Annotated in this window: 17 protein-coding genes; all 17 read right to left on the bottom strand. The window is 66.1% G+C overall.

Features of this window, described 5'->3' with window-relative positions; genetic code table 11:
• Positions 1-50: 50 nt before the first annotated feature.
• The 17 genes from JF542_RS08510 to JF542_RS08430 all read right to left on the bottom strand — a co-directional run bounded on the left by JF542_RS08510 (position 51) and on the right by JF542_RS08430 (position 16,188).
• On the bottom strand, positions 51-620 hold the full coding sequence (locus JF542_RS08510; RefSeq protein WP_207075519.1) for a helix-turn-helix domain-containing protein: 570 nt from the start codon (positions 618-620) through the stop codon (positions 51-53).
• A 50-nt stretch (positions 621-670) separates the two neighbouring features.
• Complete coding sequence (locus JF542_RS08505) at positions 671-2,338, bottom strand: ribonuclease J (RefSeq protein ID WP_007799417.1); 1,668 nt, start codon at positions 2,336-2,338, stop codon at positions 671-673.
• Positions 2,335-3,114 carry a type III pantothenate kinase gene (locus JF542_RS08500; protein ID WP_007799414.1) on the bottom strand — a complete coding sequence of 260 codons (780 nt, stop codon included), beginning with the start codon at positions 3,112-3,114 and terminating at the stop codon, positions 2,335-2,337. The genes JF542_RS08505 and JF542_RS08500 overlap by 4 nt, the downstream gene beginning before the upstream one ends.
• A gap of 14 nt (positions 3,115-3,128) precedes the next feature.
• Positions 3,129-3,875 (bottom strand): biotin--[acetyl-CoA-carboxylase] ligase, encoded by a 747-nt coding sequence (locus JF542_RS08495; protein WP_207075518.1) that lies wholly within the window; start codon positions 3,873-3,875, stop codon positions 3,129-3,131.
• A 126-nt stretch (positions 3,876-4,001) separates the two neighbouring features.
• Entirely contained in the window at positions 4,002-5,444 is a 1,443-nt protein-coding gene (gene nuoN / locus JF542_RS08490; protein WP_207075517.1) for an NADH-quinone oxidoreductase subunit NuoN, read from the bottom strand.
• An 11-nt stretch (positions 5,445-5,455) separates the two neighbouring features.
• The gene (locus JF542_RS08485) at positions 5,456-7,006 is read right to left on the bottom strand and encodes an NADH-quinone oxidoreductase subunit M (RefSeq protein WP_207075516.1); all 1,551 of its coding nucleotides are present in this window, start codon (positions 7,004-7,006) and stop codon (positions 5,456-5,458) included.
• A complete protein-coding gene (gene nuoL, locus JF542_RS08480) occupies positions 7,006-9,162 on the bottom strand; it encodes an NADH-quinone oxidoreductase subunit L (RefSeq protein WP_207075515.1) in 2,157 nt (718 codons plus the stop codon). Before nuoL ends, JF542_RS08485 begins: the two co-directional genes overlap by 1 nt.
• Positions 9,163-9,168: 6 nt before the next feature.
• Entirely contained in the window at positions 9,169-9,474 is a 306-nt protein-coding gene (gene nuoK, locus JF542_RS08475) for an NADH-quinone oxidoreductase subunit NuoK (RefSeq protein WP_007799404.1), read from the bottom strand.
• Between the two features lie 199 nt (positions 9,475-9,673).
• Positions 9,674-10,282 (bottom strand): NADH-quinone oxidoreductase subunit J, encoded by a 609-nt coding sequence (locus JF542_RS08470; RefSeq protein ID WP_007799400.1) that lies wholly within the window; start codon positions 10,280-10,282, stop codon positions 9,674-9,676.
• Positions 10,279-10,683, bottom strand: a complete 405-nt coding sequence (locus tag JF542_RS08465; RefSeq protein WP_007799398.1) for a carboxymuconolactone decarboxylase family protein — start codon at positions 10,681-10,683, stop codon at positions 10,279-10,281. Before JF542_RS08465 ends, JF542_RS08470 begins: the two co-directional genes overlap by 4 nt.
• A 102-nt stretch (positions 10,684-10,785) precedes the next feature.
• Entirely contained in the window at positions 10,786-11,280 is a 495-nt protein-coding gene (gene nuoI / locus JF542_RS08460; RefSeq protein ID WP_207075514.1) for an NADH-quinone oxidoreductase subunit NuoI, read from the bottom strand.
• 8 nt (positions 11,281-11,288) lie between these two features.
• Complete coding sequence (gene nuoH / locus JF542_RS08455) at positions 11,289-12,326, bottom strand: NADH-quinone oxidoreductase subunit NuoH (protein ID WP_007799395.1); 1,038 nt, start codon at positions 12,324-12,326, stop codon at positions 11,289-11,291.
• Between the two features lie 10 nt (positions 12,327-12,336).
• On the bottom strand, positions 12,337-12,732 hold the full coding sequence (locus JF542_RS08450; RefSeq protein WP_207075513.1) for a hypothetical protein: 396 nt from the start codon (positions 12,730-12,732) through the stop codon (positions 12,337-12,339).
• A 2-nt stretch (positions 12,733-12,734) separates the two neighbouring features.
• Positions 12,735-14,735 (bottom strand): NADH-quinone oxidoreductase subunit NuoG, encoded by a 2,001-nt coding sequence (gene nuoG / locus JF542_RS08445; protein ID WP_207075512.1) that lies wholly within the window; start codon positions 14,733-14,735, stop codon positions 12,735-12,737.
• A gap of 96 nt (positions 14,736-14,831) precedes the next feature.
• Positions 14,832-15,245: a DUF5333 domain-containing protein gene (locus JF542_RS08440; RefSeq protein ID WP_207075511.1), complete on the bottom strand. Its 414-nt coding sequence runs from the start codon at positions 15,243-15,245 to the stop codon at positions 14,832-14,834.
• A 128-nt stretch (positions 15,246-15,373) separates the two neighbouring features.
• Positions 15,374-15,727 carry a hypothetical protein gene (locus JF542_RS08435; protein ID WP_007799391.1) on the bottom strand — a complete coding sequence of 118 codons (354 nt, stop codon included), beginning with the start codon at positions 15,725-15,727 and terminating at the stop codon, positions 15,374-15,376.
• 8 nt (positions 15,728-15,735) lie between these two features.
• Positions 15,736-16,188: a DUF5333 family protein gene (locus JF542_RS08430; protein WP_007799390.1), complete on the bottom strand. Its 453-nt coding sequence runs from the start codon at positions 16,186-16,188 to the stop codon at positions 15,736-15,738.
• Between the last annotated feature and the right edge of the window lie 2 nt (positions 16,189-16,190).

The following is a 16,190-nucleotide window of genomic DNA, read 5'->3' as shown; positions in this document are numbered from 1 at the left end:
AGATACGTTATCGCGGATTCACATCCGCTATGACGTCACACACCACACCCTCATGGCGTCTCCACGATCAGGAAGCAGCGGGCGCCCCGCTCGCCGGCGCGGATCGCATGTGCGACATCGGCAGCGTAGCGCGCCGTGTCGCCCGGCGCGAGTGTCTCCTGCGCGTCGCCCGAAACCACGCTGAGACCGCCCTCGAGCACCGTCAGATGCTCGCGTGCGCCCTGCCCGTGCGGCCCGCTCTCGAGCGCACCGCCGGGATCGAAGCGGATGTCGTAGATCTCGTAGATGCCCACTTTCTCGGGCTCCGAGAGGATGGTGATGTGGCAGCCCTGCCCGTGGCCGGTGATCGTCGGCGCCTGCGCGGCGCGGATCACCTCGATGCCGCGCTCGGGCTGGCCGAGCTCCAGCAGCCCGGCGAAATCCACCTGCAGAGCGCGGGTGAGGTTCCACAGCGTCGCCACCGTCGGGTTGCTTTCGCCGCGCTCGATCTGGCTGACCATCGAGCGGCTGACGCCCGACAGTTTCGCCACCGCGTCGAGCGACAGGCCACGGGCCTGCCGCGCCTCTTTCAGGCGTCCGGGAATGCGGCCGAGCACCGCCTCTGCGTCATGATCCGTCATGACGGATGGCATGGCGCAAGGCGGCGACCGCGTCAACGGTGTCGGCCGCCTCAGGACAGGCGGCTGACCACGATGGTGACTTCCGGCTTCTTGCCGATTTCGTTCTGGGCGGTGTTGCGCACGATGCGGCGCATGCCCTCCTCGATCTTGTCGTCATCGGTGAGGGTCTTCTCGCCGGCACGGCCGAGGAACTGGCTCAGGTCCTCTTCCAGCACCTCGACCAGCGAGGCGTTGGAGCGCCCGGTCTCGGGCAGGCCCTTCAGCTCGCACCACGGCTCGCCCAGCGGCTCGTCATCCTCGTCGAGGATCACCGTCACGATGACATGGCCGTTCAGCGCCATGCGGATGCGGTCGCGCACGATGCCGTCAAGCGCACCGATCTGCACCGAGCCGTCGAGATAGGTGCGGCCCGCGTCGATCCACTCGGCCACGGTGGGCTCGTTGCCGCTCAGGTCCATCATCATGCCGTTGACCGCCAGCACGCCGGCACGGCCCTTGGCCTTGGCAAGCTTGACGTGCTCGCGCAGGTGACGGTGTTCGCCATGCATCGGGATCACCAGCTGCGGCGACACGATCTCGTGCAGCCGCTCGAGATCGGGCCCATTGGCATGGCCCGACACGTGATACTTGCCGGCGCTGTCATCGACCACGTCGACGCCCTTCTCCGACAGGTTGTTCATGATCCGGATCACATCCTTCTCGTTGCCCGGGATGGTCTTGGAGGAGAACAGGAACATATCGCCCTCCTTCAACTCGATGCCGTTGTACTTGCCCCGCGACAGCTGCGCGCTGGCGGCGCGGCGCTCGCCCTGGCTGCCGGTGACGATCAGCATGACGTTCTCGCGCGGGATCTGCACCGCGTCCTCGGGCCCGATCACCGGCGGGAAATCGGTCAGCACGCCGGTCTCGATGGCGGCCTCGATCATCCGGCGCATGGCGCGGCCCAGAAGGCAGATCGAGCGGCCCGCCTTGGAGCCCGCCTCGGCCAGCGTCTTAACCCGCGCCACGTTGGAGGCGAAGGTGGTGGCGACCACCATGTTGGGCGCGCCGGCGACCAGTTCCTCGATATTCGGCCCGACCTCGACCTCCGAGCGCCCCGGGTTGGGCGAGAACACATTGGTCGAGTCGCAGATCAGCGCCTTGACGCCGCCCGCCGAGACCTCGGCGAAGAGCTCGGGATCGAAGGCTTCGCCAACGATCGGGGTCGGGTCGAGCTTGAAGTCGCCCGAGTGGATCAGCCGCCCGCCGGGCGTGTCGATGACCAGCGCCGAGCTTTCCGGGATCGAGTGCGAGATCGGCAGGAAGCCGACCTTGAACGGCCCCGCCTCGACGGTCTCGGGCCATTTCGAGCAGGTCTGCACCGTGTCCTCGGAATAGCCGTACTCGGCCAGCTTCTGGCGCGCCAGGTTGGCGGTGAAGGCGCGGGCGTGGATCCGGACGCCGAGCCGCTCGAAGCAATGGCCCACGGCGCCGATATGGTCCTCGTGGGCGTGGGTGATGAACACCGCCTCGATGCGGTCGCGGTTCTGCTCCAGCCAGGCGATGTCGGCGAAGATGATGTCGACGCCGGGGCTGCTGTCCATGTCGGGGAAGGCGACGCCCAGATCGACGACGATCAGACGCTCCTTGCCCGGTTCGCCATATCCGTAGACATAGCAGTTCATGCCGATCTCGCCGGCGCCCCCCAGCGGGAGGTAGATGATACGCTCGTTACTCATGCAGTTTCCTGCCTCTTGTTGTAGCTGTGTATGACGGTCAGACCATGCATGGTGAGTTCATCCACCCACTCGTCGAACAGGTCCTCGGATTGCTGGAAAAGAGGCGCCAGCCCGCCTGTTGAGATGACCCTCATCGGCCGATCACGTTCGGCCTTGATGCGGTCGCAAATTTCACGGACGAGGCCGACATAGCCCCAGAACACGCCGGATTGCATGCAGGCCACGGTGTTTGTGCCCACCACGCGCTGCGGCTTGGTGATGTCCACATGCGGCAACGCGGCGGCGGCCTGGTGCAGCGCCTCGAGGCTGAGGTTCACGCCCGGCGCGATCACGCCGCCGACGTAAGCCCCGTCCCCTGCCACCACGTCGAAGGTGGTGGCGGTGCCGAAGTCCACCACGATCAGGTCGCCGCCATATAGATCGTAACCCGCCACCGTGTTTACAAGACGGTCCGGCCCCACCGCGGTGCCCGCATCGACGCGCACATCCACCGGCAGCCGGCAATCGGGCTTGCCGACCACATAGGGTCGCGTGTTGAAATAGCGGTCGGCCAGGACGCGCAGGTTGAACACCACCCGCGGCACGGTCGACGAGATGATCATGTCGGTGATGTCGGCCTCGATGCCCTGGAACTCCATCAGGGTCGAGAGCCAGACGTAATACTGGTCGGCGGTGCGCTGATGCTCGGTCGAGGTCCGCCAGGTGGCGAGGAAGCGCTCGCCATCCCAGATCGAGAAGACCGTGTTGGTGTTGCCGCAGTCGATGGCGAGAAGCATCAGTGCCTCCTCCCTCAGAAAAACACGTCCGCCGCGGCGATCGCCTGCCGCCCGGCGCTGCTCTTCAACACCAGATTTCCGCCGGCGTCCACGGTCTCGAAGGTGCCTGTGATCTCGGCCGTGCCGGTGCGCGCGGTGATCACCTCGCCCAGCCGCGCGGCGCGCGCCAGCCAGGCCTCGCGCAGCGGCGCGAAGCCATAGGTCACGAACCGGGCCTCGTGCTCGGCATAGGCGCTGGCCAGCAGCTCGAGAAGCGCCTCGGGCTCCACGTGCACCCCGGTCTCCGACAAGAGCGACACCGGACGCAGCGCACCGGGCTCGACCTCGTCGGCGCCGGGCGCGGCCACGAGGTTGACCCCGATGCCGATCGCCAGATGCGCCACGCCGCGGCGCTGGCCGAGGCTCTCGAGCAGGATGCCCGCCACCTTGCCGCCATTGAGCAGCACGTCGTTGGGCCATTTCAGCGCCAGCCCGTCGACCCGGCCGGTGGCCGCGGAGAAGGCATCGAACAGCGCCAGAGAGGCCACGAAGCTGCGCAGCGCCACGAGTTGCGGCGCCTCTCGCGGCATGGTCAGCAGCGTGGCGGCGAAATTGCCCTCGGGGTTGGCCCAGGCCCGCCCGCGCCGCCCGCGCCCGGCGGTCTGACGCAGGGCGCAGATCCATTCGGGCCCCGCCAGCGTCCCCGCCAACCGCGCGGCTTCGGCATTGGTGCTGTCGATCTCCGCCAGCACCCGGCGGCCATATCCCGCGGGCCAGCTCACGCCCGCGCCCCGTTGTGTTTCTTCTGGCTCAAAATATCCCCGCCGGAGGCAAACCCGCCGCAGGCGGCACGAAAAAAGCGACGCGCCAGAGGCGCGTCACCGTTTGCAAGCATCTGGCGGTGCGGCTCAGTTGACAAGCGTCGCCGCCGCCGCGGCCGCGGCGCCCTCGACGCCGAAGAGGTTCACCACCCCCGCCACCATCAGGAAGGCCGAGACCATCAGGAAGCCCCAGAGCACCGGGGACCCGCCGGTATCCAGCGCGTCCTCGCGCTCCTCACCGAAATACATGAAGTAGACGATGCGCAGGTAGTAGAAGGCGCTGATCACCGAGGCGATCACACCGGCCACCGCCAGCCATGCCAGCCCGCCGCCATAGGCCGCTTGCAGCACGTAGAGCTTGCCGAAGAAGCCCACCAGCGGTGGCACGCCCGCGAGGGAGAACAGCAGCACCAGCATCGCCAGCGCCTTGCCCGGTTCGCGCTTGGAATACATCCCCAGCGCGCCGATATCGGTCACCGGCTGGCCCTCGCGGCTCAGCGACAGGATGAAGGCGAAGGTACCGACATTCATCGTGACGTAGATTGCCATGTAGACCAGCATCGCCTGCACGCCGAACTCGGTGCCCGCGGCCAGCCCCATCAGGGCAAAGCCCATATGGGTGATCGAGGAATAGGCCATCAGGCGCTTGATGTTGCGCTGGCCGATGGCGGCGATGGCGCCGAGGAACATCGACAGCAGCGACAGCAGCGCCACGACCTGGCTCCAGTCGGCAATGGCACCGCCGAAGGCGTCGAAGAGCAGCCGTGCGAAGAGACCCATCGCGGCAACCTTCGGCGCGGTGGCAAAGAACGCGGTGACCGGGGTCGGCGAACCTTCGTAGACGTCAGGCGTCCACATGTGGAACGGCACTGCCGAGACCTTGAACGCCAGGCCCGAGATCATCAGCACCAGGCCGATCAGAAGGCCGATCGACATGTGCCCCTCGGTGGCCGCCGCGATGACGCCGGAGAACAGCGTGGTGCCGGCGAAGCCGTAAACCAGCGAGGCGCCGTAGAGCAGCAGGCCCGAGCTCAGCGCGCCGAGCACGAAGTATTTCAGGCCGGCCTCGGTCGAACGCTCGCTGTCGCGGCGCAGCGAGGCCACGACGTAGAGCGCCAGCGATTGCAGCTCGAGCCCCATGTAGAGCGTCATCAGGTCACCGGCCGAAACCATGACCATCATGCCCACGACCGAGAGCAGCACCAGCACCGGGTACTCGAAGCGCAGGAGCCCGTGGCGCGACATGTAGCCCTCGGACATCAGCAGAACGACCGCCGCCGAGAGCAGGATCGCCACCTTGGCGAAGCGCGAGAAGGCATCGTCGATGAACATGCCCCAGAACGCCGTCTGGTCCTGCCCGCCGGTGGTGCCGATCCAGAGCGCCATGACCAGCATCACCGCAGCGCTGGCCCAGACCAGCACCGGGGCAAGCTTGTCCTTGCCGGTATAGACCGCGCCGATCAGTGCCAGCGTGGCAAAGACCGCCAGAACGATCTCCGGGAGGATGATGTTGAGATCAGCCGAGATCATGCCCCGCCCCCTTAGTGGTTCGCTTCGGCCACGGTCGGTCCGCCAAGATCGGCGGCCGCGACGGCCGTGTCATAATTGCCCACGAGCGCCTCGACCGAGGGCCCGATGATGTCCAGCGCCGCCGCCGGGTAGACCCCGAGCCAGAGCGTCATGACCACCAACGGCGCGAAGATCCACTTCTCGCGCGCGGTCATGTCCTGGATGGTGCGCAGGCTCTCCTTGATCAGGTCGCCCAGCACCACGCGGCGGTAGAGCCAGAGCGCGTAGGCCGCCGAGAAGATCACCCCCGAGGCGGCCACGGCGGCGACCCAGGTGTTGACCTGGAAGATGCCCATCAGCGTCAGGAATTCGCCGATGAAGCCAGAGGTGCCCGGCAGGCCGACATTGGCCATGGTGAAGAGCATGAAGATCAGCGCGTAGGCCGGCATCCGGTTCACCAGGCCGCCATAGGCGTCGATCTCGCGGGTGTGCATCCGGTCGTAGATCACGCCGACGCAGAGGAACAGCGCGCCCGAGATGAAGCCGTGGCTGATCATTTGGAAGATGGCGCCGTCGATGCCCTGCTGGTTGGCGGCGAAGATGCCCATGGTCACGTAGCCCATGTGAGCGACCGACGAATAGGCGATGAGCTTCTTCATGTCCTCCTGCACCAGCGCAACGAGCGAGGTGTAGACGATGGCGATGGCCGACATCCAGAACACCAGCGGTGCCATGACCTCGGAGCCCACCGGGAACATCGGCAGGGAGAAGCGCAGGAAGCCGTAGCCGCCCATCTTCAGCAGGATCGCCGCCAGCACGACCGAGCCGGCCGTGGGCGCCTGAACGTGCGCGTCGGGCAGCCAGGTGTGCACCGGCCACATCGGCATCTTCACCGCGAAGCTGGCGAAGAAGGCGAGCCAGAGCATGGTCTGCAGGCCACCGACGATGTGGATGCCCAGCACCTCGAAATCGGCGAAGGCGAACTCGTGCGCCAGCAGCGTCGGGATGTCGGTGGTGCCGGCATCGGCATACATCGCCACCATCGCCACCAGCATCAGGACCGAGCCGAGGAAGGTGTAGAGGAAGAACTTGAAGCTGGCATAGATGCGGTTCTTGCCGCCCCAGATGCCGATGATCAGGAACATCGGGATCAGGCCTGCCTCGAAGAACAGGTAGAACAGCACCAGGTCGAGCGCCATGAACACGCCGAGCATCAACGTCTCGAGCAGCAGGAAGGCGATCATGTATTCCTTCACCCGCAGCTTGACGTCCCAGCTCGCGAGGATGGTCAGCGGCATCATGAAGGTGGTGAGCATGACGAACAGCACCGAGATACCGTCCACGCCCATCTTGTAGTTCATCCCCATGATCCAAGTCCCCTCTTCCACCATCTGGAAGCCGGTGTTCGAGGCATCGAACTGGAACAGGATGAACAGCGAGATCACGAAGGTCGCCGAGGTGGCGATCATCGCCAGCCACTTGGCGTTGCGGTCGGCGGCAGCATCCCCGCCGCGCAGGAACAGCGCCAGGATCAGCGCCGCCAGCGCGGGCAGGAAGGTGACGATGGACAGCAGGTTATCCATTAGTGGGCCCCTCCGAGGATCGACATCCAGGTCACCAGGATCGCGATCCCGATCACCATGGCGAAGGCGTAGGTGAAGATGTAGCCGGACTGCGCGCGTCCTGCGAGCTTGGTCAGGAAGGGGATGATCCCCATCGCGACGCCGTTGATGGTGCCATCGATAACGTTGCCGTCACCGCGCTTCCAGAAGAACCGGCCCACCGCCTTGGCGGGGCGGACGAAGAGGAAGTCATAGGCCTCGTCGAAATACCACTTGTTCAGCAGGAACAGGTACAGCGGACGCTGGTTCTCGGCGAGTTTGCGCGGCAGCGTCGGGTTCACGATATAGAACCAGTAGGCCACCACGAAGCCCAGCACCATGGCGATGAAGGGCGAGAGCTTCACCCAGACCGGCGCGTGGTGCGCGTCGTCCATCACCGTGTTGTCCGGCGCCATGTAGATCGCGCCATAGTCGAGCCCGGTGGCGGCGTGGGTCTCTGCGCCCTCCTCGCCATGCGTCGCGTCGGCGGCTGCGGTCTCTTCCGCGGGGGCCTCTTCGGCTGCGGGCGCAGCCTCCTCGCCGTGGCCGGCTTCCGCGGTCTCGGTGCCAGTCTCGCTGCCATGGCCGCCTTCGGAGGCCTCGGCGTGATGCGCGGGCATTCCGAAGAAGCTCAGCACCTTGTCATGGTCGCCAAAGAAGGACTTGTAGAACACCATGCCCGAGAACACCGCGCCGATGGCAAGAACGCCGAGCGGGATCAGCATCACCTTGGGGCTTTCATGTGCGTGCTCGTGGGTGTGCTTGTCGCCCCGCGCCTTGCCGAAGAAGGTCAGGAAGATCAGGCGCCAGCTGTAGAAGCTGGTGAACAGCGCCGCGATGACCAGCATCCAGAAGGCATAGCCCCCGGCGGTGCCGGCCCAGGCGCTCTCGATGATCGCGTCCTTGGAGACGAAGCCCGCGAAGCCGAACCAGCCGGTGAGCGGGATGCCGACGCCGGTGATCGCCAGCGTGCCGATCATCATCGCCCAGAAGGTCATCGGGATCTTGTTCTTGAGCGCGCCGTAATTGCGCATGTCCTGCTCGTGATGCATGGCGTGGATCACTGAGCCCGCGCCGAGGAACAGCATCGCCTTGAAGAAGGCGTGGGTCAGCAGGTGGAACATCGCCACCGAGTAGACGCCGACGCCGGCGGCCACGAACATGTAGCCGAGCTGCGAACAGGTCGAATAGGCGATGACGCGCTTGATGTCGTTCTGCACGAGGCCGACGGTGGCGGCGAAGAACGCCGTGGTCGCGCCGAGGAAGGTGATGAAGGCGGTGGCCTCAGGCGCGAACTCCATCAGCGGCGACATGCGGCAGACGAGGAACACGCCCGCGGTCACCATGGTGGCGGCGTGGATCAGCGCCGAAACCGGCGTCGGGCCTTCCATCGCGTCGGGCAGCCAGGTGTGCAGCAGAAGCTGCGCCGATTTACCCATCGCGCCGATGAACAGCAGGAAGGCGATCAGGTTTGCCGCGTTCCACTCGCGCCACAGGAAGTGGAGCTGGGTCTCGGCGATGTTCGGCACTTCGTTGAAGATGATGTCGAACTGGATGCTGTCGGTCAGGTAGAACAGCCCGAAGATCCCGAGCGCAAAGCCGAAATCGCCAACCCGGTTGACCACGAAGGCCTTCATCGCGGCGGCGTTGGCCGAGGGCTTCTTGTAGTAGAAGCCAATCAGCAGGTACGACGCCAGGCCCACGCCCTCCCAGCCGAAGAACATCTGCACGAGGTTGTCGGCGGTCACCAGCGACAGCATCGCGAAGGTAAAGAGCGAGAGATAGGCGAAGAAGCGCGCCTTGTAGGGCGTGTGCTCGAACTGAGGGTCATGCGCCATGTAGCCGAAGCTGTAGAGGTGCACGAGCGCCGAGACCGTGGTCACCACGATCAGCATGATCGCGGTCAGCCGGTCGACGCGGATCGCCCACTCGGTCGAGAGCGTGCCGCTCTCGATGAAGCGGAACAGCGATACCGTGTGCGCCTCGCCCAGCGTCAGGAACACGATCCACGACAGCAGGCAGGCCAGGAACAGCAGGCCGGTGGTGGTCCACATCGCGGCGGTCTCGCCGATGATCTTCCAGCCGAAGCCACCGATGATGGCGCCCACGAGCGGCGCGAAGAGGATGATCGTCTCCATCTCGCTTTAGCCTTTCATCACGTTGACGTCTTCCACGGCGATCGAGCCGCGGTTGCGGAAGAAGCAGACGAGGATCGCGAGGCCGATCGCCGCCTCGGCTGCGGCCACGGTGAGCACGAAGAGCGTGAAGACCTGCCCCGCGAGATCGCCGAGATGCGCCGAGAAGGCCACGAAGTTGATGTTCACCGAGAGCAGGATGAGCTCGATGCTCATCAGCAGGATGATGACGTTCTTCCGGTTCAGGAAGATCCCGAAGATGCCGGTGACGAACAGCACCGCCGCCACTGTGAGGTAATGCTCGACTCCGATCATGTGCGCTCTCCGTTCCGGCGCCGCGACTGGCGCACCCCGAGGACGACGGGAACGAAGATCCCCGCGAAAAAGATGGCTATCCAACTGGCTACGCTCATCGCTGTCCCTCTTCCGCCCCTGTTGCGGAGCATTTGTCTTGCGTCGGGCCCGCGGGCCCCGTTCTGGTCGCTCGCCCGGGCGGGCGAGCCGGGCGGCGGCCTTAGAGCCCCTGCCCCGGTTTCACATCCCGAAGTTCCATCGCCTTCTTCGGATCGCGGTACATCTGCGCCAGCACGTTCTGGCGCTTGACGTCCTGGCGGTGGCGCAGCGTCAGCACGATGGCCCCGATCATCGCCACCAGCAGGATCAGGCCGGCGAGCTGGAACAGCAGGAAATAACGGTCATAAAGCAGCAGGCCGAGCGCCGCGGTGTTCTGGGTCTCGGTGGCGAGCGGCGTCGGGGCCGAGAGCTGCGACGCGGCGATCTCGGAGACCTCCCACACGCCGAAGGCCATGCCGAGCTGCATCAGGAGGATCACCCCGATCAGCAGCGCCAGCGGCATGTACTTCGCCATCCCGGCCCGAAGCTCGGCGAAATCGACATCGAGCATCATCACCACGAAGAGGAACAGCACCGCCACCGCGCCCACGTAGACGATGATCAGCAGCATCGCCACGAACTCCGCCCCCAGCAGCACGAACAGCCCGGCCGAGCTGAGGAAGGCCAGGATCAGCCAGAGCACCGAGTGCACCGGGTTTCGGCTGATCACGGTGAACAGCCCGCCGACGATGGTGCAGAGCGCGAACAGGTAGAAGGCGAACACGGTCATTCTTCGTCATCCTTGTTGTCTTCCATCACCTCGCGCGCAAGCTCCATGGCGCGGGTCATGGCGGGTATGCCGGCGAACATCGACATGTGGGCGATGGTCTCGGCGATCTCGTCCTTGGTGGCGCCGGCCTCGATCAGGTGGCGCACGGTCATCCTGACCGGCGTATCGGCCTGCGCGCCCTGCATCGTCAACCCCGCCAGCGTCAGCAGAAGCCGGGTCTTGCTGTCGAGACCCTCCTTCGACATGCCGCGGCCGAACCAGAACTCCATGAAATCCTTGGGCATGGTCGGCCAGAGCTTTTCGTACTCGCGCGGCGAGAAGCTCTCGAGCGCGGGGTTGAAGGCCTTCGCCATCTCCTGCGCCTGCTGCATCATCAGCTCGAACGGGGTCTTTTCGGTCATGCCGTCGATCCTTGGTCAAGCGCACCGCCACACCGCCGCGCGGGGCGGCAGCGGCTTGCGGAAAGGGCGGTGCGGGTGGCGGTCATGGCGATCTCTCTCGGCTCAGCGGTAGGGCGCGTCCAGTTCGAGGTTGCGGGCGATCTCGGCTTCCCAGCGCTCGCCGTTCTCGAGCAGCTTCTGCTTGTCGTAGAACAGCTCTTCGCGGGTCTCGGTGGCAAACTCGAAGTTCGGCCCCTCGACGATGGCGTCGACCGGGCAGGCCTCCTGGCAGAAGCCGCAATAGATGCACTTGGTCATGTCGATGTCGTAGCGCGTGGTGCGGCGGCTGCCGTCATCGCGCGGCTCGGCATCGATGGTGATGGCCTGCGCCGGGCAGATCGCCTCGCACAGTTTGCAGGCGATGCAGCGCTCTTCGCCATTGGGATAGCGTCGCAGCGCGTGCTCGCCGCGGAAGCGCGGCGACAGAGGGCCCTTCTCGTGCGGGTAGTTGAGCGTGGGCTTCGGCGCGAAGAAGTATTTCAGGCCCAGGGCGAAGCCCTTGATGAAGTCGGTGAGCAGGAAATACTTGGCCGCGCGGCCGTAATCGATCTGAGTCATGAGCTAGCTTAACCTCCCGTGGTCCAGCGGGCGAAGATGCCCCAGAACCAGCCGAACTTGGCGGCAAAGGACACGAAGACCACCCACACGAGGCTGAACGGAAGGAACACCTTCCAGCCAAGACGCATGAGCTGGTCGTAGCGATAGCGGGGCGTGATCGCCTTCACCATCGCGAAGATGAAGAAGAAGAAGGCCATCTTGCCGACCATCCACAGCGCGCCGTCCGGCAGACCCGGGATCGGCGACAGCCAGCCGCCGAAGAAGAGCAGCGAGGTCAGCGCGCACATCAGGAAGATGGCGATGTATTCACCGGCCATGAAGAGCAGGAACGGCGTGGCCGAGTACTCCACCTGGTAGCCGGCGACGAGCTCGGATTCCGCTTCCGGCAGGTCGAAGGGCGGGCGGTTGGTCTCGGCCAGCGCCGAGATGAAGAACAGGAAGACCATCGGGAAATGCGGCAGCCAGTACCAGCCGAAGAAGCCCCAGCCGGTGTCCTGCGCCTGCACGATGTTGCCGAAGTTCATCGAGCCGGTCGAGATGATCACGCCGATGATGATCAGGCCGATCGACACCTCGTAAGAGATCATCTGCGCGGCAGAGCGCAGCGAGCCGAGGAACGGGTATTTCGAGTTCGACGCCCAGCCGCCCATGATCACGCCGTAGACCTCGAGCGAGGAGATCGCGAAGACGTAGAGGATGGCCACGTTGATGTCCGAGAGCACCCAGCCGTCCGAGAACGGGATCACCGCCCAGGCGATCATCGACATGACGAACGAGATCATGGGCGCGAGGATGAACACCGCCTTGTCGGAACCGGCGGGGATCACCACCTCCTTGAGCACGTATTTCAGCGCGTCGGCCACCGATTGCAGGATGCCGAAGGTGCCCACGACGTTCGGCCCGCGCCGCATTTGGACCGCGGCCCAGATCTTGCGGTCACCGTAGACCAGGAACAGCAGCGAGATCATCACGAAGCCGAGCACGGCCAGGCACTGGGCCAGGATGATCACGAAGGTTCCGAGTGGGGTTGAGAAGAAGTCTGCCATCAAGTGTCCCTCACACCATCGGTATTTCGTTCTCGGCGCAGGCTGACGCGACGACTTCCGCGTCGATCGTCTTCAGCCCCGCGGGCAACGCCGCCGAGATCGTGTAAACAGCATCTCCGCGCCAGAGGCCACCCTCTTGCGCGACATTCGTGCGCAGATGCCGCGCGAATCCGTAGCCGCGGATCAGCGCGTACTGCGCCGCGGCGCAACGGGCGTAATCCTCGACATCCGCCGCATCGCGGGCGCCGCGCATCTGCACGAAGAAATTCACCAGATCGCCATCGAGCAGCCGAGTCTCCACCCCCTCGTAGACCGGCACGAACGGCGCATCGGGCTCCTGTGCCGTCTCGGCGCAGGAGGCCAGCGCCGTCAACGCGAGGCAGGAGAGGGAGAGGCGCGTCCGCATGGTCATTCGGCGGCGAGCGGCTGGTCGCGGCGGGCCTTGGCGTTGGCCGACAGCTCGGCCATCAGCACGCTCGACCGCGCGATCGGGTTGCTCAGGTAGAAATCCTTGATCGCGTAGCGGAACGACGCCTTGCCCAGCGAGCCCGGCTCGGTGCTGGCCCAGGTGTTGCCCGGCACCTCGTCGATCCGCGCCAGATGCGGCACCTCGGCGACCAGCTTCTGACGCAGCTGCGGCAGGCTGTCCCAAGGCAGCGTCGCGCCAAGCTCGGCCGACAGGGCGCGCAAAATGGCCCAGTTCTCTTTGGCCTCACCCGGCGGGAAGCAGGCGCGCATGGCAAGCTGCGGACGGCCCTCGGTGTTAACGAAGAGCCCGTTCTCTTCCGTGTAGGCGGCGCCCGGCAGGATCACGTCGGCGCGGTGCGCGCCACGGTCGCCGTGGCTGCCCTGATAGATCACGAAGGGCCCCTCGGCGATCTCGAGCTCGTCGGCGCCGAGGTTCCAGATCACGTCGGCCCCGTCGATGGCGGCATCCATGCCGCCCTCGGTCACCGCGTTCACGTCGAGCGCGCCGACGCGGGCGGCGGCGGTGTGCAGCACCATGAACTTGGCAGAGGCGGCCTCGGCCAGCTTCATCGCGGTGGAGAGCACCGCGGCGCCGTCGGCCTCCTGCAGCGCGCCCTGCCCGACGATGACCACAGCACCCTCGCCCGCCTCGGCGGCGGAGAGAGCGGCGCGGTCGGCGCCGAGATGCTCGTAATCATAGGTCAGGTCCACCTGCTCGCCGATCAGCTTCACGGTGGCACCGTGCAGCCAGGCCTTGCGGATGCGGGCGTTGAGCACCGGCGCTTCCTGCGCCGGGTTTGCGCCCACGAGGATGACCTCGCTTGCGACGTCGAGGTCCTCGATCAGCGCGTTGCCGACGTAGGCCGAGCGGTTGCCGGCGGGCAGCTTGGTGTTGTCGGTGCGGCACTCGACCGAACCGCCCTGCCCCTCGATCAGGGTCTTGAGCGAGAACGCCGACTCGACGGAGGCGAGATCGCCGACGAGGCCGACGGGCTTCTTGGCGCCCTTCAGCACCTCGGCGACCTTGGTCAGCGCCTCGGGCCAGGTGGCCGGGCGCAGCTTGCCGTTGTCGCGGATATAGGGCCTGTCGAGGCGCTGGCGGCGCAGGCCGTCCCAGACGAAGCGGGTCTTGTCCGAGATCCACTCCTCGTTCACGCCGTCATGGTTGCGCGGCAGGAAGCGCATCACTTCGCGGCCCTTGGTGTCGACCCGGATGTTGGAGCCGAGCGCATCCATCACGTCGATGCTCTCGGTCTTGGTCAGCTCCCACGGGCGGGCGGTAAAGGCGTAGGGCTTGGACACCAGCGCGCCCACCGGGCACAGGTCGATGATGTTGCCTTGCAGGTTCGAATCCAGCGTCTGGTTCAGGTAGCTGGTGATCTCCGCATCCTCGCCGCGGCCGGTCTGGCCCATCTGCGCGATGCCCGCCACCTCGGTGGTGAAGCGCACGCAGCGGGTGCAGGAGATGCAGCGGGTCATGTGGGTCTCGACCAGCGGGCCGAGATCGAGATCGTCGACGGCGCGCTTGGGCTCGCGGAAGCGCGAGAAGTCGACACCATAGGCCATTGCCTGGTCCTGCAGGTCGCATTCGCCGCCCTGGTCGCAGATCGGGCAATCGAGCGGGTGGTTGATGAGCAGGAACTCCATCACCCCCTCGCGCGCCTTCTTGACCATCGGCGAGTTGGTCTTGACCACCGGCGGCTGGCCCTCGGGCCCGGGGCGCAGGTCACGCACCTGCATGGCGCAGGAGGCCGCGGGCTTGGGCGGGCCGCCCACCACCTCGACAAGGCACATGCGGCAGTTGCCAGCGATCGACAGGCGCTCGTGGTAGCAGAAGCGCGGGATCTCGATCCCGGCCTGCTCACAGGCCTGGATCAGCGTCATGGCCGGATCGACCTCCAGCTCTTTCCCGTCGATGATGATCTTGCGCAGGTCACTCATTGGCATCTTCCCAGACAGAATTTGTGCTCGGCGCGGCGCAGAGGCCGTCCGCGGCTCCGGCAAGGAGCGTCGTGGCGTTCTCTGCGCCGCGCCGCATCACCGGGCCCTCAGGAGCGCGCCGATCTGCGAGCCCCTGCTGATTTCTTCGCGGCCGACGCGGCAGTAGCCGGCTTCCTGGCCCAGCGTCACGCCTCGGGCCTCGAGCCATGCCTCGCCCTTGGCGCGCATTTTCTTCTTCTCGTCCTTCGAGGTCACGTAGTCCTCGATCTCGTCCTCGCTGTAGCCCAGCGAACGCGCCCGCGACTTCAGCTTCGCGAGATAGGCGTAGGCAGTGATCATGCGGGCATCGATATCGCCGCACGTCTTGCGGATCTCGTCGGCGATGCCCACCGCCAGAAGGCCGTCGTTGATCTCCTTGACCTGACCCAGCGGCGCCTTGGCGGTGGCGGCGGCGGGCAGGCTCGCGACCGTGGTCGCGCAGGCCAGCAGAAGCGTCTTGATGATGCGCATGTCAGTCCTCCGATGCGGGGTTGCGAAGCGCGCGCGCGGGCGCACGTCTCCACATCCCGAGGTGGGGACCGCACGTTGCGTTATGCAATAACATGCGCGGCAGGCCGCTGATATGACGGCGAAACCTCTCACTCGACGCAGCGCCCCCGGAAGGTCACGCGGTTGTCGCTCAGATCAAGCTGCTGGCGCGGCGTGTCGGGGCCGACCTGCCACTCGATATCGGAGGTGCCGAGATAGTCGATGCAGTACTTGATGCCCTCGTAGTTCGCGCCGCCGATGGCACCGTCGAGCGAGGCACTGGCGGGACCTGCGGTCGAGACAAAGCTCGTCCGGTCGCCCTTCACCGGCTTGGCCTTGCCGGTAAAGGTGACGCCACCGTAATTGTAGTCGTTCTCGACGCCGCCACATCCCGCGAGGGCCAGCGCCGTCAGCGCCAGCGCCGCCCAAGTCCCGATGCCGTTTCGCTTGCTCACCTTGCCCATCCCGTCCTTCATAGTCTCGTCAGCACCCGACCCACCTCGGAGCCTTCGGCGATCTCGGCCTCACCCACGGCGCAGAGGCTGGCCGGCGCCTCCACCGACCCGCCGCGCGAGGCGAGATAGCTCTCGACCGCGGTCGTGGTGGTGTTGAAATCATGTCCCGCAAACACCGCGTCGAGCGCGGCGCGATCCTCGCCCGCGGCGACCATCTCCTCGGTGGCACGATGCACCGCACCGCCATAGGGCGACGGCGCGAGGTAGATCCCCTCCCCGTAGCAGGCATCGGCGATACGCTCGGCCACCAGAAGCGTGACCACGCGCCGCTCCCAGCGCGCCTCGAGCGAACTTCCCGAGGGCAGCGCCGCTCCGCCGGTCGCGCCCGTGCCAACGCCCGTGCCGGGGGCACAGCCCGCGAGCAGCAGCGCCACGGCCGGCGCGAGGAGATATGCGGCGCGCAACGTCATGC

The organism is Salipiger bermudensis (assembly GCF_017309175.1).
GTDB classification, from domain to species: domain Bacteria; phylum Pseudomonadota; class Alphaproteobacteria; order Rhodobacterales; family Rhodobacteraceae; genus Salipiger; species Salipiger bermudensis.
Note: the sequence above shows the minus strand (reverse complement) of the source record. Positions and strands in the feature narration are given on the sequence as shown.